Below are 15,925 nucleotides of genomic sequence, written 5' to 3' on the forward strand. Positions count from 1 at the left end.
GAAAACAATATAAATAATTGATTTAGATTGATAAATTAAAAATGTAACGGCATTTTATTGGTTTTCTTTTTACTTTTACTATGTTCTTTTGGTCATATATTGCCCTGCTTGTTCCCCAGCCATATAATCGTGGGGAACATGGGGGAAAACCATCAATGAAAGTATCTATCGAAAAGCGACAGCCAGACCGCGAAGGAAAACGCTCCTTGCGCTTGGTGTATTACTACGGTTCCAGCGTTGAAGACGGGCAACGTAAACTGAAACGCTCACACGAGCCATTAGACATCTTCATCTATGACAAACCACGGTCTCCATCTGAGCGAGAGCACAATAAAGAAGCATTAAGGATCGCTGAAGCGGTGCGCTCTAAGAGACTGCTTGAAAGCGAAACATCAAGGCATAAGCTGGAGGATCGAACTAAACTGTCTGCCAGTTTCTTCGATTATTACGATTCAGTTACTGATAGCAAAGCTTCTGGCAGTAAATCCAATTATTCAATTTGGGTCTCAGCCGGACATCATCTAAGACGCTACCATGGGCGAGCAGAACTCACATTCGAAGATATTGATAGAGCCTTTCTTGAGGGTTTTAAAACTCATCTTTTGAAAAGTGCAACGACGAAATCTGATCAACTGCTGTCAAGAAATACAGTAAGCAGTTACTTCAATAAAATAAGGGCGGCCCTGAACCAGGCATACCAAGATGGGATTATCAGAGATAACCCTGTTCGGACTGTGAAAAGCGTTAAACCAGAAACAAACCAAAGGGTTTATCTGACTCTGGAAGAGATAAAGGCTATGGCAAAAGCTGAATGTCGCTACGACGTCCTCAAACGAGCCTTTCTGTTTAGCTGCACAACAGGACTGCGCTGGTCTGACATACAGAAGCTAGTTTGGTCAGAAGTGGAAGAATTTGAGCAAGGCCATTTTCGAATCATTTTTAAGCAGAAAAAAATCCAGAATAGAGGAACGGCACTTCAATACCTCGACTTACCAGATTCAGCGGTAAGGTTGATGGGAGAGCGCAAGGATAACGATGAACGCGTGTTTAAAGCATTGCGATACAGCAGCTATACCAACGTAGCGCTACTTCATTGGGCAATGCTTGCTGGAATAACCAAACATGTAACTTTCCATGCCGGTCGCCACTCGTTTGCAGTTAACCAGCTTGCGCGGGGCTTAGATATTTATTCATTATCACGCTTGCTGGGCCACAGTGAACTGAAAACAACTGAGATTTATGCTGATATCTTAGATCAAAGAAGAAGGGACGCAATGCGGAGCTTTCCTGATATTTTTGCCGACAGTCTTTAAAACAGAACAATAGACATAGGGCCAAAAAAATTAATTTCTTTGGCCCCTGATTATTCTCGAACTCACTTCCTTTGAAATTTCTGTGTTTGTCTTGACCCGGTTGGACTGCAGCCAATCGATCACTTCTTCCCGCTTAAAATAAATCCGACAACCATTTGGTTTGTAAAACGGAATAACATTTTGACTGGTTAACTTATATAAATGACCTTTTGACAACCCTGTCAGCTCAGCACAGTCATCAATGTTCAGCATTACCTTTTCCAAATTAACTTTGTCTGCTCCTGACGATCTAGCGAGCATGTTTTTTATCTCAGCCAGTTCTTTCAAAACACTATTAAGCAACTCTGTCTCTTGCATAGTCATATCTACTGAAACCCATAAATAATCGACTGGTTTAGTCTACCAACACAGGTTTCAGATCCTCGGCTCTGGAACTGCCCTTTTAGGGCGCAAAGAGAGTTATTAACACCTTAACATGGTTCAACTATAGGGATATTTATAGGATATTTTTTAAAGGCAATACCTATAGGTTTAGGGGGGGGCCAATTATGCGCGGTAAGGGGGCCCGATTATGCGTAAAAATTTAACTTACTGGGGTCTAACTATGCGTAACAAGGGGGGTCTAACTATGCGTGGATAAAATTCAAACCAACAGGGTTTTCCACAACTTTGTTGAGCAATAAGATAAAAAAACCGGCACATTGGCCGGTTATTAATTCAATCACGATAGGGTATTGGTGGGGGGCTGGACATCATCAAAATCCCGCCTGTCACTTTCTTAACTTTTGCATCCGGATAAACAGCAAGAACTCGCTGTAGTGCAGGAAGGAATTTTTTCTTAAAATTCTTGTCTGCCTCTTCTCCAGTATATTCTTGACCAAACTGCTCCCGCAAATTATGCCAGTGTAATACAACAGGCCTACCACTAATTCGATGCAATCTATCCGCAAGCATGGCATAAATGTCCATAGCAAGAGCACTGGTGGTAAGCTCATTTATAGCTCTTAAATCAAGCGGTACAGCATGTTCGCTTAGCGTCGTAAAGTACTCTTGCGAAAATGTAATAACACCGGGCCATAATGCACCTTGATTATCATTGTTACCAATCCAAGCCTCAAACTTTTGGATTGGTTTACCATCGTAAGTAATCGCTTTTTCAGCGGTACTAAAACCCAGCGTAATACTACAAGCAGACAACGCCATAAGCTGTTTACGGAAGTTTGTATAGCTCCCGTTTTTGCCTCCTGATGACTCCTTACCCAGTTGTTTAAGGAAGCCTCTGGCGCTATTGCCTACATCAATTTCTGGTGATTTTGAACGCAACGCCTGAGTGTTCAGATACGCCATTACCAAACGGGGCATTGGCCCATAAGGAACGGGCTGCTGAACAAACTGTTTACCGTCCCAAATTTTGCCTGCACGAACATACAGACCAACAGCACCGCAGCGTCTCTCAAACTCTGTTCCGTTAACTCGTGAGCGAGGTAAACCAACTTGGCACATTATTGAGTGCATAAAAGTGAAATCATTGGACGAGGGCGGATCTGATTTGATCCTTACAGATGCATCTATTAATTCAGACTCAGCCCTACTCAAGCCTTGTGGTCTACTATTATTTTTTACTTCAATATCTGACTGATACTGTGAAAAAAGTTGGCTAAATGACTTCATTACTGATCCTGCGTGAATCAAGCCATGCTTCCAACTGATCTAATCTGTATCTGAGTGTTTTCTCACCACTAATCTTATATGGTTTAGGGAATGATGGGTCATTTGTGCGAATCCTTTGAAGCGTTGGCGCAGATATTTTAAGAAGGGCAGTCACCTCGTAAACAGAGACCATCTGCAGGTGACTGTAATCTTTTTCATTTAAAGTTTGCTGCATAATTTTCTCCAGCATCATTGATTTACTGGAGAAATTTTGAGGGTGAAACCCCGTAAACATGGCCTCTGGAAGTGCCCTATTTGGGCACCTAGGCGATTTATTCCGGCACAAAAACTTTCACATGTGAAAGTTTCTTATTGATAAACATCAACCACCATTGCCATCCAAGTCAGGAAAAATTTCACGCGCTTTGTCGTTTCTAATTTTGTCTACATTAATCCCTTCCAGCCGCTCCATGACTCGTTGCGATGCGTCTTGCCGAGTACCATCAATATTAAAATCACTTCCAGCTCCCGTTAAAGCGTCCAAGTTTAACGATGCGGGATCAGGAAGTTTTCCATTTTGCTGAAGTATCCCCAACCACTCGTCCAAGTTGACCTTACTCCAATCAATATCCGCTATTCGATCCAATGGAATTCCGCCGCATTGAGGTGCGCGCGCATCACCAAAGTTAAGGCCAAGTTGTGGCCGAACTTGCTCTTGGATGATTCGAGACAGTGGCGAGTTGAAACAGCAATAGGACTCTCTCTCCTCGACACACGCTCCCAATACTTTGGACTTGCAGTAAGAACCAACGTATGTGCAGCTATTCAGCGCCCTTTTAGCATTCATGGTGAATTCCTTTTCCTCACACTTCCATATCATCTGGATCATGACCATCGACACAACATACACTGTGTAAACAGTCATGACGGTGCTTAGCATGGCGGCACCTTGTTGGCCGAGGATTTGTTCAGTCATTGATTCAGGAGCCCCTGCAGGTACGCCAGCGGCTCCCGTCGCAGAAGCATTTCCTAGAGCTTCAGAAGTCAGCTTGGTAATTTGCTCCTTTAATGCGCCAATAGTCTCCTCAGCAAACTGTTGAACAGGCTGGAGAAAACTATCAACCGCTCCACTAATATTTTCTATATAACTTGCAAAAGGCTGTGTTATTTCGGTCCAGCCAGACATTACGGGGTCTCTTAATACTTGGTATGCTCCTTTCACGGCACTGCCATCAGAGAGTCCCATAACGGCACCGTCTAGCTTAGGCACGGCCATAATCAAATTGAGATAATCAGCAAACGAAATATTCGTCGGTTTCTCACAACAATCTGAAACACCACCGACAGCAATTTTGCATTCTCCAGACTCCCCTCCAAATACGGCGCATCCCTGGTCTATATTTTGATCCCCTCCTTCTTCTGTTGCACTATCAGTGCAACTCATGTCCTGAGTCATGAATTGAGCCGCATTAAGCAGAGCTGTTGCCCTTGCAAAATCTGCACTTTGAGTTTTTGTCACATCAAGACAATCATCCCCCATGCAACGTATAGGTCCGCCACATTGATACTCAGTATTTTTCTCTAATGTAGGAACATCAACATTGGTACCGCAATCATAGGTGTCTTTGAATACATAACATTGCCCCGAAGAACCTGCGGCACCATCAACACATTCAGAGCTGATGAAACCACACTGAGGGTTACTTTCCAGTGCAGCGCAAGAGTTTAAGTTAGAGCCATCATTACTTGGACAGTGTTCGACACCCTGAGGGTCTGTCCAACATTCCATCTGACCGACGTTAAAATCGCACTGCAATTTAGACAGACGAACTTTTTGGGCTAGCCTCGGAACACCAGGAAGTGGCGAGGGTTTTAACGTGTTGTAAAAGGAATCTTCAGGACATATCGTTGCACCATTAACAACAATACAATCAACATCATTCTGAGCACCTTCAACCACATTCAGTGAGCCGGTGCAAAAACCGTCTTGTAGTTTTTGAGCGTCGTCAATGCAAGATTGCGGTATCCATTTATCCTCTTCTTGCTTTGTGAATCTAAATGAAAATCGCCCCCCAAGAACCCAATCAAGGTCATCAGAGGCCGTCGTGTCTTGTATTTGAACGATCCCGACCAACCCATTATCACAAGTGGGATACTGATTTACCCTATAAATAACAGTGGAATCGATCTTTCCGGGAATACCGTGCTCAGGCCAGTCCCAGGAACCAATGAGATCTGTTTTGAAATTTACAGCTCCGCTGCACATAGCGTTGTAATCAACAGTAGGTATCTGGGCAACCTTATGTTCCCCATCTGATGGGGATATAGCCTTCCATGACCCATCTTTTAGATCAAATTTTACCGTGTACCATGTTCTACCTTGTGAGGCGACGTAAACATTTTCAACTGTGCTACTGATCCCAAGAGAGTGAATTATATCGCAGTCCCCTGTTGGTTTAATTACTCGCTGGCATCGCTCATAATCAGGAATATGAGCTTTTATATTCCCTTTGCTGATAGTTGTTTCGGCAGAACAATCCCCAAAGCCATCTGCGATGAGGTCCATATCCTCATAGGTCTTTTTGCTTAGATTTAGTACCGGGTCATTACTGAAATCAGGGCGTGAGCGATTGGCCGCATCCATAAGAACTTGATATGCAGAACCTGATATTGAGGGATTGGAGCTGTTGGCGTCTTGGAATAAATTGGCTTTTGCCTCATTACCAAACTGATCCATAGCATCAGCATCACTGAATATCTGTTCTAGCTCCTCCTGAGATGCTGCATCAGGGAAATACTCTGCGGTATTTTGCCCAGGTTGAACTCCAGGAAACAGTTCATTTATGTTTATGGATGTTGATTGGCCATTACCGACTGGTAGAGAAATTTTACCATCTTGAATCTGAGCAGAGTTTTGCTTAACTCCGTTCGCAATAGATAAACCAAATTGTTTGGCATCACGACCAACAGCTCCGATGTTAGGTTCCTGATTACCCGCATAAGAATGTATCGGAAGAACTGAGATGGTTAAACATAGGAGCGAGGCAACAAACCTCGTCATGATGGGCGGCATAGTGGACATAGCATTTCTCCAGCTTTTTAGTTTGGATAATGCTATGTCGCTCTCTCATAAAAATTAGCATCGCTATTTGCCCTTTTGCGGCATACGCGGCTGTATTCAGGCAGCTTTTGAGACCCGACAGAATGGGCATTCAACACATGTTCGTTGATTAATTGACGTGAAGAAAGTGCATTGGCATTGCTCACAGTACTCTATCATTCCTTCTTCACTGCGCAGTTCAGAGGCAAGACACCAAGCGTCTGTAATATCGAAGGGCTCCCATTTCCCTCCCTTCATACCCGGTACTTCTTTACGGATAGCGTGATACATCCTAAACGCTTTATTCAGAGCGCTAATATCTACAGAACGCTTAACCTTTTCCCCTCCAAGATTTGCATAGAGCTGCATTAAAATCGATGCTTGAATTTTAGATGTCTGACTGTGGATCAGCGTCGCTCCACCACGGAATGTCCTGGATTTCTTATCCTTCACATCATATCCGGAATATTCAAGCTCAGCGTACAGCCTGCGAACTTGCTTATAAGTCAAACCAGTCTCTAGGATAATTATCTTTGTGATATAACCCGCCAATGCCATGTGCCTTGCTTTTACCCAGCGAGATAACGAACCAGATGTAAAACATTCACTCATGATTATCTCCACACCAAAGATTGCTGAATTTTTTTTAATAAAATCGGCGTTGTATCGGCAAGAGCTGCTGATAAGAATTGATCGAGTACGCCAATATCAAATCTCAATGAAAATCTAATAACGACCCTATGCGATAACGACCTTAACTGGCTGTTTGAGGAGGCGGCGACTGAGGAAGCAAGACCAGAAGATACACCAAAAATTTGCATCGCCATGTCCAAGTTTCTACTAGCTAACTTATTAAGCAATAGCCAGTACGCTGCGTCAAAGTCGTCCACAACATTTCTTAGGCATATTACAGAATCGTAGCTACCGGTAAGTTTGTCGATCACTTCTATTTGATCTGTTTCAAGTTTAAAGCTTAATAGAACTCCACTCGCTAACTGTAAAATACTACTGTCAGGAGCTGAGGCCAGTTTTTTAACAAGATCTTCTGGAATAGAAAAATGATTGCTCACCTCGTATGGCGCATTGGCTGATAGGAGCTTTAGCAGCGTCCATAGAGTTAAATCGAACTCAAGAACATCTTGATCTGGCTTCTCTTCGCTCAATTGAACAGCAAATCTGTCAAATCTACCAATTACATCACGTTCTAGCGGCTCTAGCGCATACATCAGCAGCTCTCCTTACCTTTTTTTCTGCGGCCCAGATTGATTGAAACTAACGCGCCCCCTGCAATCAACGCTAGTAAGGTAAATCCATATTGGTCATCTCTCCACGACGAGATAACTAAGTGAGCAAGAAAGCTTAGAATAAACAACGTTCCGATTGCCTTAACGACGATGTTTAATCGCTTTTCAGTTTCACGATCTAAATGCTTCATATCTTTCTCCATAACACACCTGATTTATTCACTGATTAACTTTGTTATCAATCATAAATACCATGACTTTTTGATAATGCAACGCCAAACACTGTGTTTTTTTACAGTATCATTTTATGGTGCTATGAAGATTTGCATTTCTGAACGATAATCTATAATCGGTTACATATTAATCAGGAGGCGTAAATGAAAAAGGCGCTATTCTCTTTGTTTTTAATCGTAAGTTTGTTCTATTCGTACAAACTTCTTGGCCTATGGTCGCTCATATTTTTTGTAGTCGGAGTTTCTCTGCTGGCATCTTTAAAGATTGGTAGAAGAGCCTATCTAATCAGTAATTCCGGGAGTAAAACGAACACATTATCTGGGCTAGATCTGTTTGCAGACGTCACATACAACCCTGCCACAGGATCTCCAATGGTAAGTGACGTAGATGTATCCGGAAGCTTTTATGGATTGAATAAAAACAAAGGCTCCTGAGAGCCTTTGTTTTTATTAATTATAGACTTAACGTTAACTGCCTATCTTTATATCTTAATAACGGATACCGTTGAGGCGACGAAAAAAAACCTATCAAAATGTGTTTATTAAGTTCCGGATGCTCTCTGATTACATTGTTCAACACCGAACCATCGACGATAAATTTTTTATTTCCACAGGAGATTGGCTTTTCGTTTAGCCATCTCCCTTCCCCCAGTAATATCATCACTTTAAGCTCTTTAATTGCGCGTCTATATTCAGCTCGTCTGCTCATTAACGGCCTCCTTTGGCTACGGACAAATACCTTGATACAGGCGCTAAATATCCGCCCGCTTGGTCTTTACCTGCCCCCGCAGAACTTTCAATAATCGCAGCCATTTTATCTGCCAATGCGTTATCACCAACCTCTTCTCTGAGATTTTCTCTTAGTTCTCCAGAGCGCGATGAATCGCCGCCCATCAACGATGCAGCAAACAATTCTGCTCCTGCCTGACTATTCAAACCATAATCATATCTTGCAGTATCCATTGCTATCTGCCTGAATTCGTCACCATATTGCTGAACAAACTCAGCCGCCTTTCCAGCTCCAGCCTCGCTTGCACTTGCTAATGCCGAAGCAAAAAACATCCCTCTTTCTCTAACAGACATTCCCTGTGCTGCCTCTGAAAGATCTGACTTACCGGTTAACCATTCTTTACCGGCTTCAAATCCACTGATTCCCACACCAATGATATCCCTACCCAGATTTGCAGCACCTACAGCCAGGAAGCCTCCAAGACCATACTCTTGCTTGACGTAATCGTCCCCTTTCTTTGTGTCCTCAATAAACTGATCTCGTTGTTCCGGAGTCATCTGGGCTAACTTAGACATCGATTGCCCAAAACTCTCTGCGAACCCTTCTTTGGCGGCTCCTGCGCCACCCACAACTTGCTGTACAAAACGACCTGCGCCCTCAGCACCTGCAAACAAAGCACTGGATGTTGACGGGGCCAAATCGGATGCCATGATCTGTGCTCTTAACGCAGGCAAGCGGTCATTAAGATATTCATTTCTGCTTGTCCCATAACTCTGCTCAAGTTGTTGGATACCCTTTTCATGAGCGTCACGAACAGAATTTTCAGATCCAATACTGCCTGATTCAGCTAAAAGCTTTTGTTCATTGCTCATTCTTTCCGGTGCCGAAAGTGCGCTCGAATTTTCAACCGGCGAGACATAGCGCGGAGCATCCTTTACCAACATTGCACTTTGACCAGGTTGATTAAAGTCAATACCACTGTTGCCACCAGTGGCCTTTGCTATTGCACTGGCTGCAATTGCTTGTTCAGATGGAGAGTTGGAATTGAGCATAGCAAACAACTGCCCTCCAACTATTGCCCTCTGGGAATCAATACCTAAATCTTTGTAATGCTGGGCTTTTCTTTGCGCAAAATCTCTTGTCTCTGGCGATGACTGTCTAACACCATCTGACAATGACTTACCGGCTGACCAGTTGTTCAGAACTTTGTCAGCTAACGCGCTAATATTATTGTTGCTTGTAGTCCCGATAGTTTGCTGAGCCTGAGATAACTCTTGGTAGGTTTGTTGCGAAGACAAAAGATCAGAACTGGATTGCATGAGCTGCTTTCTCTGCTCTTCACCTAAGCTCTGGGTAAAACGTTGACCTTTATCAGTGGACACTTGCCGAGCCAAATCACTCGTTAATGCTGAACTGTCATCTTTTGTAAAACCGAGTCCGCGAGATAAAGAGTCAATATCAGAACTAAGCTGCTGTCTACTATCCTGACTCTGCGATTGCGCAGATACATCTAAACTACCGTTCATAGATACCGGATTAGCGGCATTTACAGCGGCACCAACCGGTCCTGTAAAAGCAGCAGCAAGTTTTCCGGCATCCACACCAGCGCTGGCTCGCATAGCAATAGCTCCAGCCACAGCATCCGTGTGAGAAGCATTTATCCCACGATCAGTAACATAGTTCTGCGCCGCGGACAAAATACTTTTAGCCTGAGTTGAATCAGACGCTCTCAACGTTTGTCCTAATGAGTGTAGTTGTGAATAAGTCTGTTCTGAACCATGTCCAGAAAACACACTATTACTTAATTGACTAGCGAAGCCTTTCTGAGCCTGTGCAGTAGCAGCAGAACTACTGCTAAGGGCATTACTTACGGTACTTCCTAAGTTAATACTATCAACTAACGACTCACCTCCAGAGGTCATTGTTCCAGCAATTCGGGATTGATTAAATTGTGGTTGTTGACTCAAAACAGAACCACGGTCCACTAAGTCTGGAGACATTAGTTTTTCATTGACGGTATCACTCGCCCCCACTCGTTGAGCAAGACTATTGAAGGCATATACTGAGCCAGTTACTAACATCAACGATAGGACTGGCGTTGCTGCGGCCATCATTCCACCTATCCCTATCCAACGCTCAATTTCGGCCCCAGCATATGCAACACCTTCAAATGAGGATAAGTTCCCTGTGGTATATTTTCCGAGCGCCTGCTGTCCCATTATGTAAATGAATAGATTGATTACCGACATAATTGGCAACCAAAGTTGTACCCATATAAGCATTTGAAGATACTTACCGACCAATAGCAAACCTTTAGAACCTAGCACCATAACAAATGCGGCTATGGGCGTAATCGCATAGGCAAACCCCTCTACCAAGGTCATAAGAGGTTGAATCGATTTTACAAACAAAGACTGTTCGGCTGCATATTGCGTATTTCGCTGAGACTCAGCTTGAGTGAGCATGATTTGTGCGTACGGATCATTCATATCACTGTAGTACTGAGCAAAGCCACGCTGTACGATAGGTTGCAGAAAATTGGCTTTTATAAAATCACCTGCGGCCACATTCGTAACCTGCAGGCGATATAAAGAGTCAGATGTAGCATTCAAAGCATCAGTGGTAGACAGCAAATAGCCAAGAGCTTGTTGCGAAAGGCCAGAATTGAAGGCTGTTTCAAGGGATTGACTCAACTGAATCCAGCCATCTGTACAACTGGGATCTGTCGGGCCAGATGGAGACAGGAACAATCGGGTCCCATATATTTGTGAATCAAATCTGAGAGCTGTACGCCAATTCTCTGTGTTGATTTGATCCTCATTTGACTCACCTAATGAAAATTTAATTGATGTGCATTCTGATATGTAGTTAGTCAGGCTTTTCTTCATATCAACAGCACCGCCTCCTAGGGAATCATTCCAGACAGTCCATAGTGCTGACTCCATTTCGTGATTTCTGAGCTTTGATAATAACTCTAAAGAATCCATGAACTTTGATTCAGTCACACTCGCGACAGGGCTATATGCAACCTCAAATAATTTTGTGAGACCAAATCCAACGCTTGAGATTATAGAACCAGCGGCGGCTGGACCAACAGGTACGTTATCCACTACTCGCACTTGTCCGTTGTACGCGTCCTCAATAGTTACCGTAACGCCGGCTCCAAAGGAAATTGCATACACGAGCCAACAAGCAAAAACTTGATGTAAATCCCAGGATTTAGCTCCCTGGAATAACGACTGAAATGAGATGATAAGAGCGCCAATTAAAAGGCCAATACTTACCATGCGTTCAAAATCACCGGTGCCTGTAGCCATCGCCACAGCAATCATTATTTGCTCTAGAAATGCGGCATCACCGACGGAATAAATACTAAAATCCATTAGCTACTCCTTTTTCCCTGATGCTTGGGCCGCAAGTAAAAGCCGCTGCTTCTTTGTGACATCAAGTAAGCTGTTGTAATAACCCATCAGATCACTTAGCTTCCCGTGTCTCACAATTAATTGGTCATACTCTTGTCTGACAACAGCCCGAGAAGCATCAAGTACATCAACAGCTTTTTGTTGATAGGCATTATCACTGTTAGCTAACGCAATAGTTGTTGCCCGGTATATCTCCTCAATAAACCTGTAGGTTATATCTAGCGCTATGATGGTCTGTGCTTGCTGAGCAAACTGCTCTGCTGTATCACTGGAAACAGCAGCAAGATTTCGGAAAAGTGAGCCAAAGCTACTGGGGAGATTTGATACAAAAGCTATCTCGGCAGAACTTAAAGCCCCAACATTGTTTGCATATTTATAAATCAATCCAGGTGAAGAATCAGAACCAAGAAGTAAATCTGACATTTGATTGCCAATACCCCTGAGCTGAACACTCTTCAGCTCAGAACCAGCAGAAATACAGTTAACCGTATCACTGTCACATGAATAAACTTTAACAGAGCCACCTGAAATGAGATCTCCAAGGGTAATTCTATTCCCCGGTAAGGTGACGATGGGATTAGTACTGTTGTTTGCTCCAGCAAGATTTGGATCATTAATTAAATCACCAATGACAACGGCACCAGTTATAGACATCATGGCTTCAAGCAGGCTGTTATCCCCGTACTGGAACCATGAACTTACACTATTCTTTTTGAGTTGCTTCCAGACAATATTACCTATCATCTCTTGGTAGGCCTGTGGCGAGTTGTCTTTCAGCGTCTTGATTGCCGTTTGTCCATCCGTTTCCTGCGTTGCAGAAAACATGTCTTCAAATAAACCTTTGGTCGATGCTTTTGTACGAGTATCGTTCTTTAGTTTCGTGTCAAAAGCACTTAGTGAATCGTTAACAATACCCTGAGCTAACTGACAAGAATTGCCTAAATGCTGGTTCAAAGCCTGAACTTTCTTCTGAAAGTTTTCTATCCATTTGGCACCATCAGGAAAAACATTATCCAGAGCTAGTTGAAAAGCATAGCCCTTTGCATTTGCTGCCACAGCTCGCATCAGTTGAACAATCTGATCTGCATTCACAAATGATAAAGAACCACCGAATAGATCAACGCCACCACACCCAGCTTTCCAAGATGGAGGGACAAAGCTAACTAGGTTTTCATCAAAAATACGCGCTTTGGTGGTCACACGCCCACCCGCAATAACTCCACGGCGTTGTGTCTCATGAATACCTGGTCTGGTTGTATTACTCATTTCGTTGAATAGTCTATCCATCTCGGACTGAAGCCCTTCAGCCGAGGCATGAGTGGCGACGACAGAGAAGATGATTAAACAAGAGGCAGATAGTGTTCTAATGTAAGGGGGAGAGACTCTCATACTGTTGCTCCAATAGGTTTCGTGTCACCCGAAAGCCTACCGAGCAAATGAGTACAAACCGAACTCCCAAACTGTCCAATTTGGGCAGTCCAAATAAAACTTTCACATGTGAAAGTTAATCATTGAATAATGTCGGCAACTTTGTCACGTCAGTACAAACTTATGATTTTTAAAAAGTTTTACTTAACCCTTGTTGCATTTTCACAAACCAATGGCACTCTATTTCTAAAAGAGGAGCTTTAAATGAAAATGAATATGTCAACTTCCGTAAGTTCAGCTACAGCCTTGTTCGCCGCCATTATGCTCACAGGCTGTGCTACAACTCCAAAATCCTATAATCCAGAGATGTCCAGAGCGCTAAACTTGGCAAGAGCTGGGGGTATTTATGACCAAGATCTGAGAGACTCAGAAGATGGGCGGAACTCATATAAACAGTCTCTATTGATGAAAGCGCTAAATGTCACAAGCCTGGCCTCATCGCTTGATGCTCCATTAAGAGGATTGAACGGTCAGCAAACTCTCATGTTTAACACTGCAAGCATTCTTACATCACCGGATAACCCATCCGCTAGGCCAAGTTTGATGGCATGGATGCCTGCATCAATGGCTAAATCCTCAGGAGATGCTTATAGCAACTATATAAACCTAATTGATAATGCCGTTGCGGTAGCCGCGAAATCTATGAACCTGGATTTAACTAAAATAGTGGAAAGTACAGCGCCTAAGATTGATGGAAATCCACTAATTATGTGGGCAGTAACGGCTCCGCAATTTGGCTGTGATGGCTCAAACTGCGTAATTGCATACAACGTTACAATGCCGAATCCTTGGAAAACACCAGCCTTTGTGGGCAGTGGTAATATTGATAGCTTTAATCTGGCCGCTAATAACACAACTAAATATTCTCGATTGATTTTCACCCAGGTCAGCGACGTGAAATCATTTCCAATGGACGATTTTTACAAAAGTACGAGCCGAGCGCTGCCGGAATGGGCAGTCATGTATTTCCCGCCCAATAGTGTGTTCCAGGATGGCAAAGCTTTACCATATCCAGTTATCTATGAAAAAGGCCAGCAATTGCTATTTAGGAAGGCACAATGAGTCTGTGGCATGAAGAACTGGAACTGGCTTTGCTAAATCTGGAGGATTCAAAAGCCAGTTGTGATGTGATGACTTACGTGATCAGCAATATTTTAGCCAAATCAGACATTCCACATCAGTGCAGAGTAGGTTTTGTTGAAGCTGTGCATAACAAGATACAAATCAATCCGCATTGCTGGATAGAGTTAAAGGATGGATGGGGTATAGACCTGACTTTACGCCGGTGGTTAGGTGATGAGGACCGATGGCCGCATGGAGTATTTAGGCTTTCAGACTATCCACAGATTCAATTCTGGGGAACGCCTTTATTTGCTCCAAAGCTAGACGATGAGGAAATTAACGCTATGTCCGATCACCTGATTAAGACAGTAAAAATACCAGTCATAGTTAATTATCAGACTGGTTTTGATGATGTTTGTTGTACAGATACAAACTTCCGAACGTCACAATTGTAAAAAATGCGAGCAAACTTAGCATTGCAATAGTGAAAGCATCCACGGAACTGAACCTCTCTTTTAAAACGTTATATACTCAAAGTCTAACCAAATTAGCGAGATTTACCAGTGACAAAGACACTAGACCAGATCTTGGAGCAGGAGAAGCCAGAAATTGTAGCCGAGGCCAGACGCAAGGCGTCAGAGATGCTCCGCCTCTTGGATGAGCAAACGACCAAGCAGGATCATGAAATCGATTCAGTAGATTCCTATCCCCAGAAGTAGCAAAGGGCCAGACAAGCTGGCCCTTTGCTTTTCTCAGTAATTACATCACTAAGTACGGTTCATCGTTGTCGCTTTCAGCTATCGTCAAGTCAATAGTGAAAGTGATATCGATGCGCTCAACAGTCCGATTACACTCACGAGCATACTCATCCTGCAGGCTTTTAAACATCGCTTCAGCTTCATCATGAGAAGTAGCTTCTACAGTTTCAACAGCCAACTCACCATCTTTTTCAGTGTAGTTAATCCCACGATAATACACGCGGCCACACACATCAAATTGATGGATCTCTGTTTGATTTTGTCCCAACATTTTAATTCTCCAAGAGTTTAATAGCCGGGACTTAGCCCAACCGGGCTAAGTACCCGGTTGGGTCGTTTAATTAGGGATTAGGCTTCAGGCACGTTGCGTATGGTGAAGGACTCACAAACACCATGCCCGTAAAGCACTGCATTTCCCTGGGGATTTTGTTCCAAAAACTTGCGCGTGGCTTTGAGAGCTGCCCTATAACCAGCATCAGAAGGCTGATACTCTCGAGTGCGCTTTTTTTGGTTTGTTAGAATCAGTCGATACATTAAATCTCCCTCATCTTTGAGCTGACAATAATTTCCTGGTGGAACCTATTACAGCGCGTTCTGCAACCAGCTCACCCTCAAGCGGAGCGCATTCGACAGCATCGGAGACTCTAGGTTGATTGCTACCGGAGGTAGCTTTCAACCATTCACCACACAATGAACTGCTATTAGTTACCAATGGGCTGACGACCCGTACGGGCCGCGTTTTTATCAATGATCGATATGCCAGAATCGAAGCCTTATTTAGTAGTTTGGCGACAATCGTAGCCCCGAAAGCAATAACGCCCACGGTAACAATCATGATCAAAACGAACGTAGAAAAGTACATAAACACCTCCAATTAGTTGGAATTGAAGGGGTTACACCGCATAACCGGTGAACCCCGGTTACGGGATAAATTGATAAAATGCTGTTTGTTTTTGGCGACCAGCTATCGCACATACTCAGCACG

General features: G+C 43.4%; 15 protein-coding genes. 3 read left to right on the forward strand and 12 right to left on the reverse strand.

Annotation, left to right across the window (positions count from 1 at the left end; translation table 11 throughout):
* Nucleotides 1-155: 155 nt before the first annotated feature.
* Entirely contained in the window at nucleotides 156-1,313 is a 1,158-nt protein-coding gene (locus ACHA99_RS21365; RefSeq protein ID WP_393944845.1) for a site-specific integrase, read from the forward strand.
* A gap of 30 nt (nucleotides 1,314-1,343) precedes the next feature.
* Here ACHA99_RS21365 and ACHA99_RS21370 read toward each other — a convergent pair whose 3' ends face one another.
* The 10 genes from ACHA99_RS21370 to ACHA99_RS21415 form a co-directional block, all read right to left on the reverse strand.
* The gene (locus tag ACHA99_RS21370; protein WP_001158411.1) at nucleotides 1,344-1,670 is read right to left on the reverse strand and encodes a helix-turn-helix domain-containing protein; all 327 of its coding nucleotides are present in this window, start codon (nucleotides 1,668-1,670) and stop codon (nucleotides 1,344-1,346) included.
* Nucleotides 1,671-2,030: 360 nt separating this feature from the next.
* Nucleotides 2,031-2,984 carry a replication protein RepA gene (locus ACHA99_RS21375; protein ID WP_046821264.1) on the reverse strand — a complete coding sequence of 318 codons (954 nt, stop codon included), beginning with the start codon at nucleotides 2,982-2,984 and terminating at the stop codon, nucleotides 2,031-2,033.
* Nucleotides 2,971-3,198 (reverse strand): AlpA family transcriptional regulator, encoded by a 228-nt coding sequence (locus ACHA99_RS21380; protein WP_237584756.1) that lies wholly within the window; start codon nucleotides 3,196-3,198, stop codon nucleotides 2,971-2,973. Before ACHA99_RS21380 ends, ACHA99_RS21375 begins: the two co-directional genes overlap by 14 nt.
* Nucleotides 3,199-3,345: 147 nt before the next feature.
* Nucleotides 3,346-6,045, reverse strand: coding sequence for a conjugal transfer mating pair stabilization protein TraN (gene traN, locus ACHA99_RS21385; RefSeq protein ID WP_393944848.1), 2,700 nt, complete (start codon nucleotides 6,043-6,045; stop codon nucleotides 3,346-3,348).
* 96 nt (nucleotides 6,046-6,141) lie between these two features.
* A complete protein-coding gene (locus ACHA99_RS21390; RefSeq protein ID WP_393944850.1) occupies nucleotides 6,142-6,675 on the reverse strand; it encodes a FlhC family transcriptional regulator in 534 nt (177 codons plus the stop codon).
* Between the two features lie 2 nt (nucleotides 6,676-6,677).
* Nucleotides 6,678-7,289 (reverse strand): hypothetical protein, encoded by a 612-nt coding sequence (locus tag ACHA99_RS21395; protein WP_393944852.1) that lies wholly within the window; start codon nucleotides 7,287-7,289, stop codon nucleotides 6,678-6,680.
* Nucleotides 7,289-7,498 (reverse strand): hypothetical protein, encoded by a 210-nt coding sequence (locus ACHA99_RS21400; RefSeq protein ID WP_393944854.1) that lies wholly within the window; start codon nucleotides 7,496-7,498, stop codon nucleotides 7,289-7,291. Before ACHA99_RS21400 ends, ACHA99_RS21395 begins: the two co-directional genes overlap by 1 nt.
* A gap of 496 nt (nucleotides 7,499-7,994) precedes the next feature.
* Nucleotides 7,995-8,249 carry a hypothetical protein gene (locus tag ACHA99_RS21405; RefSeq protein WP_000091004.1) on the reverse strand — a complete coding sequence of 85 codons (255 nt, stop codon included), beginning with the start codon at nucleotides 8,247-8,249 and terminating at the stop codon, nucleotides 7,995-7,997.
* Entirely contained in the window at nucleotides 8,249-11,653 is a 3,405-nt protein-coding gene (locus ACHA99_RS21410; protein WP_393944856.1) for a conjugal transfer protein TraG N-terminal domain-containing protein, read from the reverse strand. The genes ACHA99_RS21405 and ACHA99_RS21410 overlap by 1 nt, the downstream gene beginning before the upstream one ends.
* Nucleotides 11,654-11,656: 3 nt before the next feature.
* Nucleotides 11,657-13,081, reverse strand: a complete 1,425-nt coding sequence (locus tag ACHA99_RS21415) for a conjugal transfer protein TraH (RefSeq protein WP_113604264.1) — start codon at nucleotides 13,079-13,081, stop codon at nucleotides 11,657-11,659.
* A 243-nt stretch (nucleotides 13,082-13,324) separates the two neighbouring features.
* On the opposite strand from ACHA99_RS21415, the gene ACHA99_RS21420 reads away from it, so the two are divergent.
* Nucleotides 13,325-14,182, forward strand: a complete 858-nt coding sequence (locus ACHA99_RS21420; protein ID WP_393944859.1) for a hypothetical protein — start codon at nucleotides 13,325-13,327, stop codon at nucleotides 14,180-14,182.
* A complete protein-coding gene (locus tag ACHA99_RS21425) occupies nucleotides 14,179-14,637 on the forward strand; it encodes a hypothetical protein (protein WP_393944861.1) in 459 nt (152 codons plus the stop codon). The genes ACHA99_RS21420 and ACHA99_RS21425 overlap by 4 nt, the downstream gene beginning before the upstream one ends.
* Nucleotides 14,638-14,941: 304 nt before the next feature.
* Here ACHA99_RS21425 and ACHA99_RS21430 read toward each other — a convergent pair whose 3' ends face one another.
* Together ACHA99_RS21430 and ACHA99_RS21435 are read right to left on the reverse strand one after the other, a co-directional pair.
* Complete coding sequence (locus ACHA99_RS21430) at nucleotides 14,942-15,211, reverse strand: hypothetical protein (RefSeq protein ID WP_046821256.1); 270 nt, start codon at nucleotides 15,209-15,211, stop codon at nucleotides 14,942-14,944.
* A gap of 77 nt (nucleotides 15,212-15,288) precedes the next feature.
* Entirely contained in the window at nucleotides 15,289-15,474 is a 186-nt protein-coding gene (locus ACHA99_RS21435; RefSeq protein WP_046821255.1) for a hypothetical protein, read from the reverse strand.
* Nucleotides 15,475-15,925 lie beyond the last annotated feature (451 nt).

Source organism: Shewanella sp. S23-S33 (assembly GCF_043359565.1).
Taxonomy (GTDB): domain Bacteria; phylum Pseudomonadota; class Gammaproteobacteria; order Enterobacterales; family Shewanellaceae; genus Shewanella; species Shewanella oncorhynchi.

What these genes read in the sequence shown, in the direction of transcription:
- ACHA99_RS21365 (WP_393944845.1), top strand. Translation starts at nt 156, where the DNA reads ATGAAAGTATCTATCGAAAAGCGACAGCCAGACCGCGAAGGAAAACGC.
- ACHA99_RS21370 (WP_001158411.1), bottom strand. Translation starts at nt 1,670, where the DNA reads ATGCAAGAGACAGAGTTGCTTAATAGTGTTTTGAAAGAACTGGCTGAG.
- ACHA99_RS21375 (WP_046821264.1), bottom strand. Translation starts at nt 2,984, where the DNA reads ATGAAGTCATTTAGCCAACTTTTTTCACAGTATCAGTCAGATATTGAA.
- ACHA99_RS21380 (WP_237584756.1), bottom strand. Translation starts at nt 3,198, where the DNA reads ATGCAGCAAACTTTAAATGAAAAAGATTACAGTCACCTGCAGATGGTC.
- traN (WP_393944848.1), bottom strand. Translation starts at nt 6,045, where the DNA reads ATGTCCACTATGCCGCCCATCATGACGAGGTTTGTTGCCTCGCTCCTA.
- ACHA99_RS21390 (WP_393944850.1), bottom strand. Translation starts at nt 6,675, where the DNA reads ATGAGTGAATGTTTTACATCTGGTTCGTTATCTCGCTGGGTAAAAGCA.
- ACHA99_RS21395 (WP_393944852.1), bottom strand. Translation starts at nt 7,289, where the DNA reads ATGTATGCGCTAGAGCCGCTAGAACGTGATGTAATTGGTAGATTTGAC.
- ACHA99_RS21400 (WP_393944854.1), bottom strand. Translation starts at nt 7,498, where the DNA reads ATGAAGCATTTAGATCGTGAAACTGAAAAGCGATTAAACATCGTCGTT.
- ACHA99_RS21405 (WP_000091004.1), bottom strand. Translation starts at nt 8,249, where the DNA reads ATGAGCAGACGAGCTGAATATAGACGCGCAATTAAAGAGCTTAAAGTG.
- ACHA99_RS21410 (WP_393944856.1), bottom strand. Translation starts at nt 11,653, where the DNA reads ATGGATTTTAGTATTTATTCCGTCGGTGATGCCGCATTTCTAGAGCAA.
- ACHA99_RS21415 (WP_113604264.1), bottom strand. Translation starts at nt 13,081, where the DNA reads ATGAGAGTCTCTCCCCCTTACATTAGAACACTATCTGCCTCTTGTTTA.
- ACHA99_RS21420 (WP_393944859.1), top strand. Translation starts at nt 13,325, where the DNA reads ATGAAAATGAATATGTCAACTTCCGTAAGTTCAGCTACAGCCTTGTTC.
- ACHA99_RS21425 (WP_393944861.1), top strand. Translation starts at nt 14,179, where the DNA reads ATGAGTCTGTGGCATGAAGAACTGGAACTGGCTTTGCTAAATCTGGAG.
- ACHA99_RS21430 (WP_046821256.1), bottom strand. Translation starts at nt 15,211, where the DNA reads ATGTTGGGACAAAATCAAACAGAGATCCATCAATTTGATGTGTGTGGC.
- ACHA99_RS21435 (WP_046821255.1), bottom strand. Translation starts at nt 15,474, where the DNA reads ATGTATCGACTGATTCTAACAAACCAAAAAAAGCGCACTCGAGAGTAT.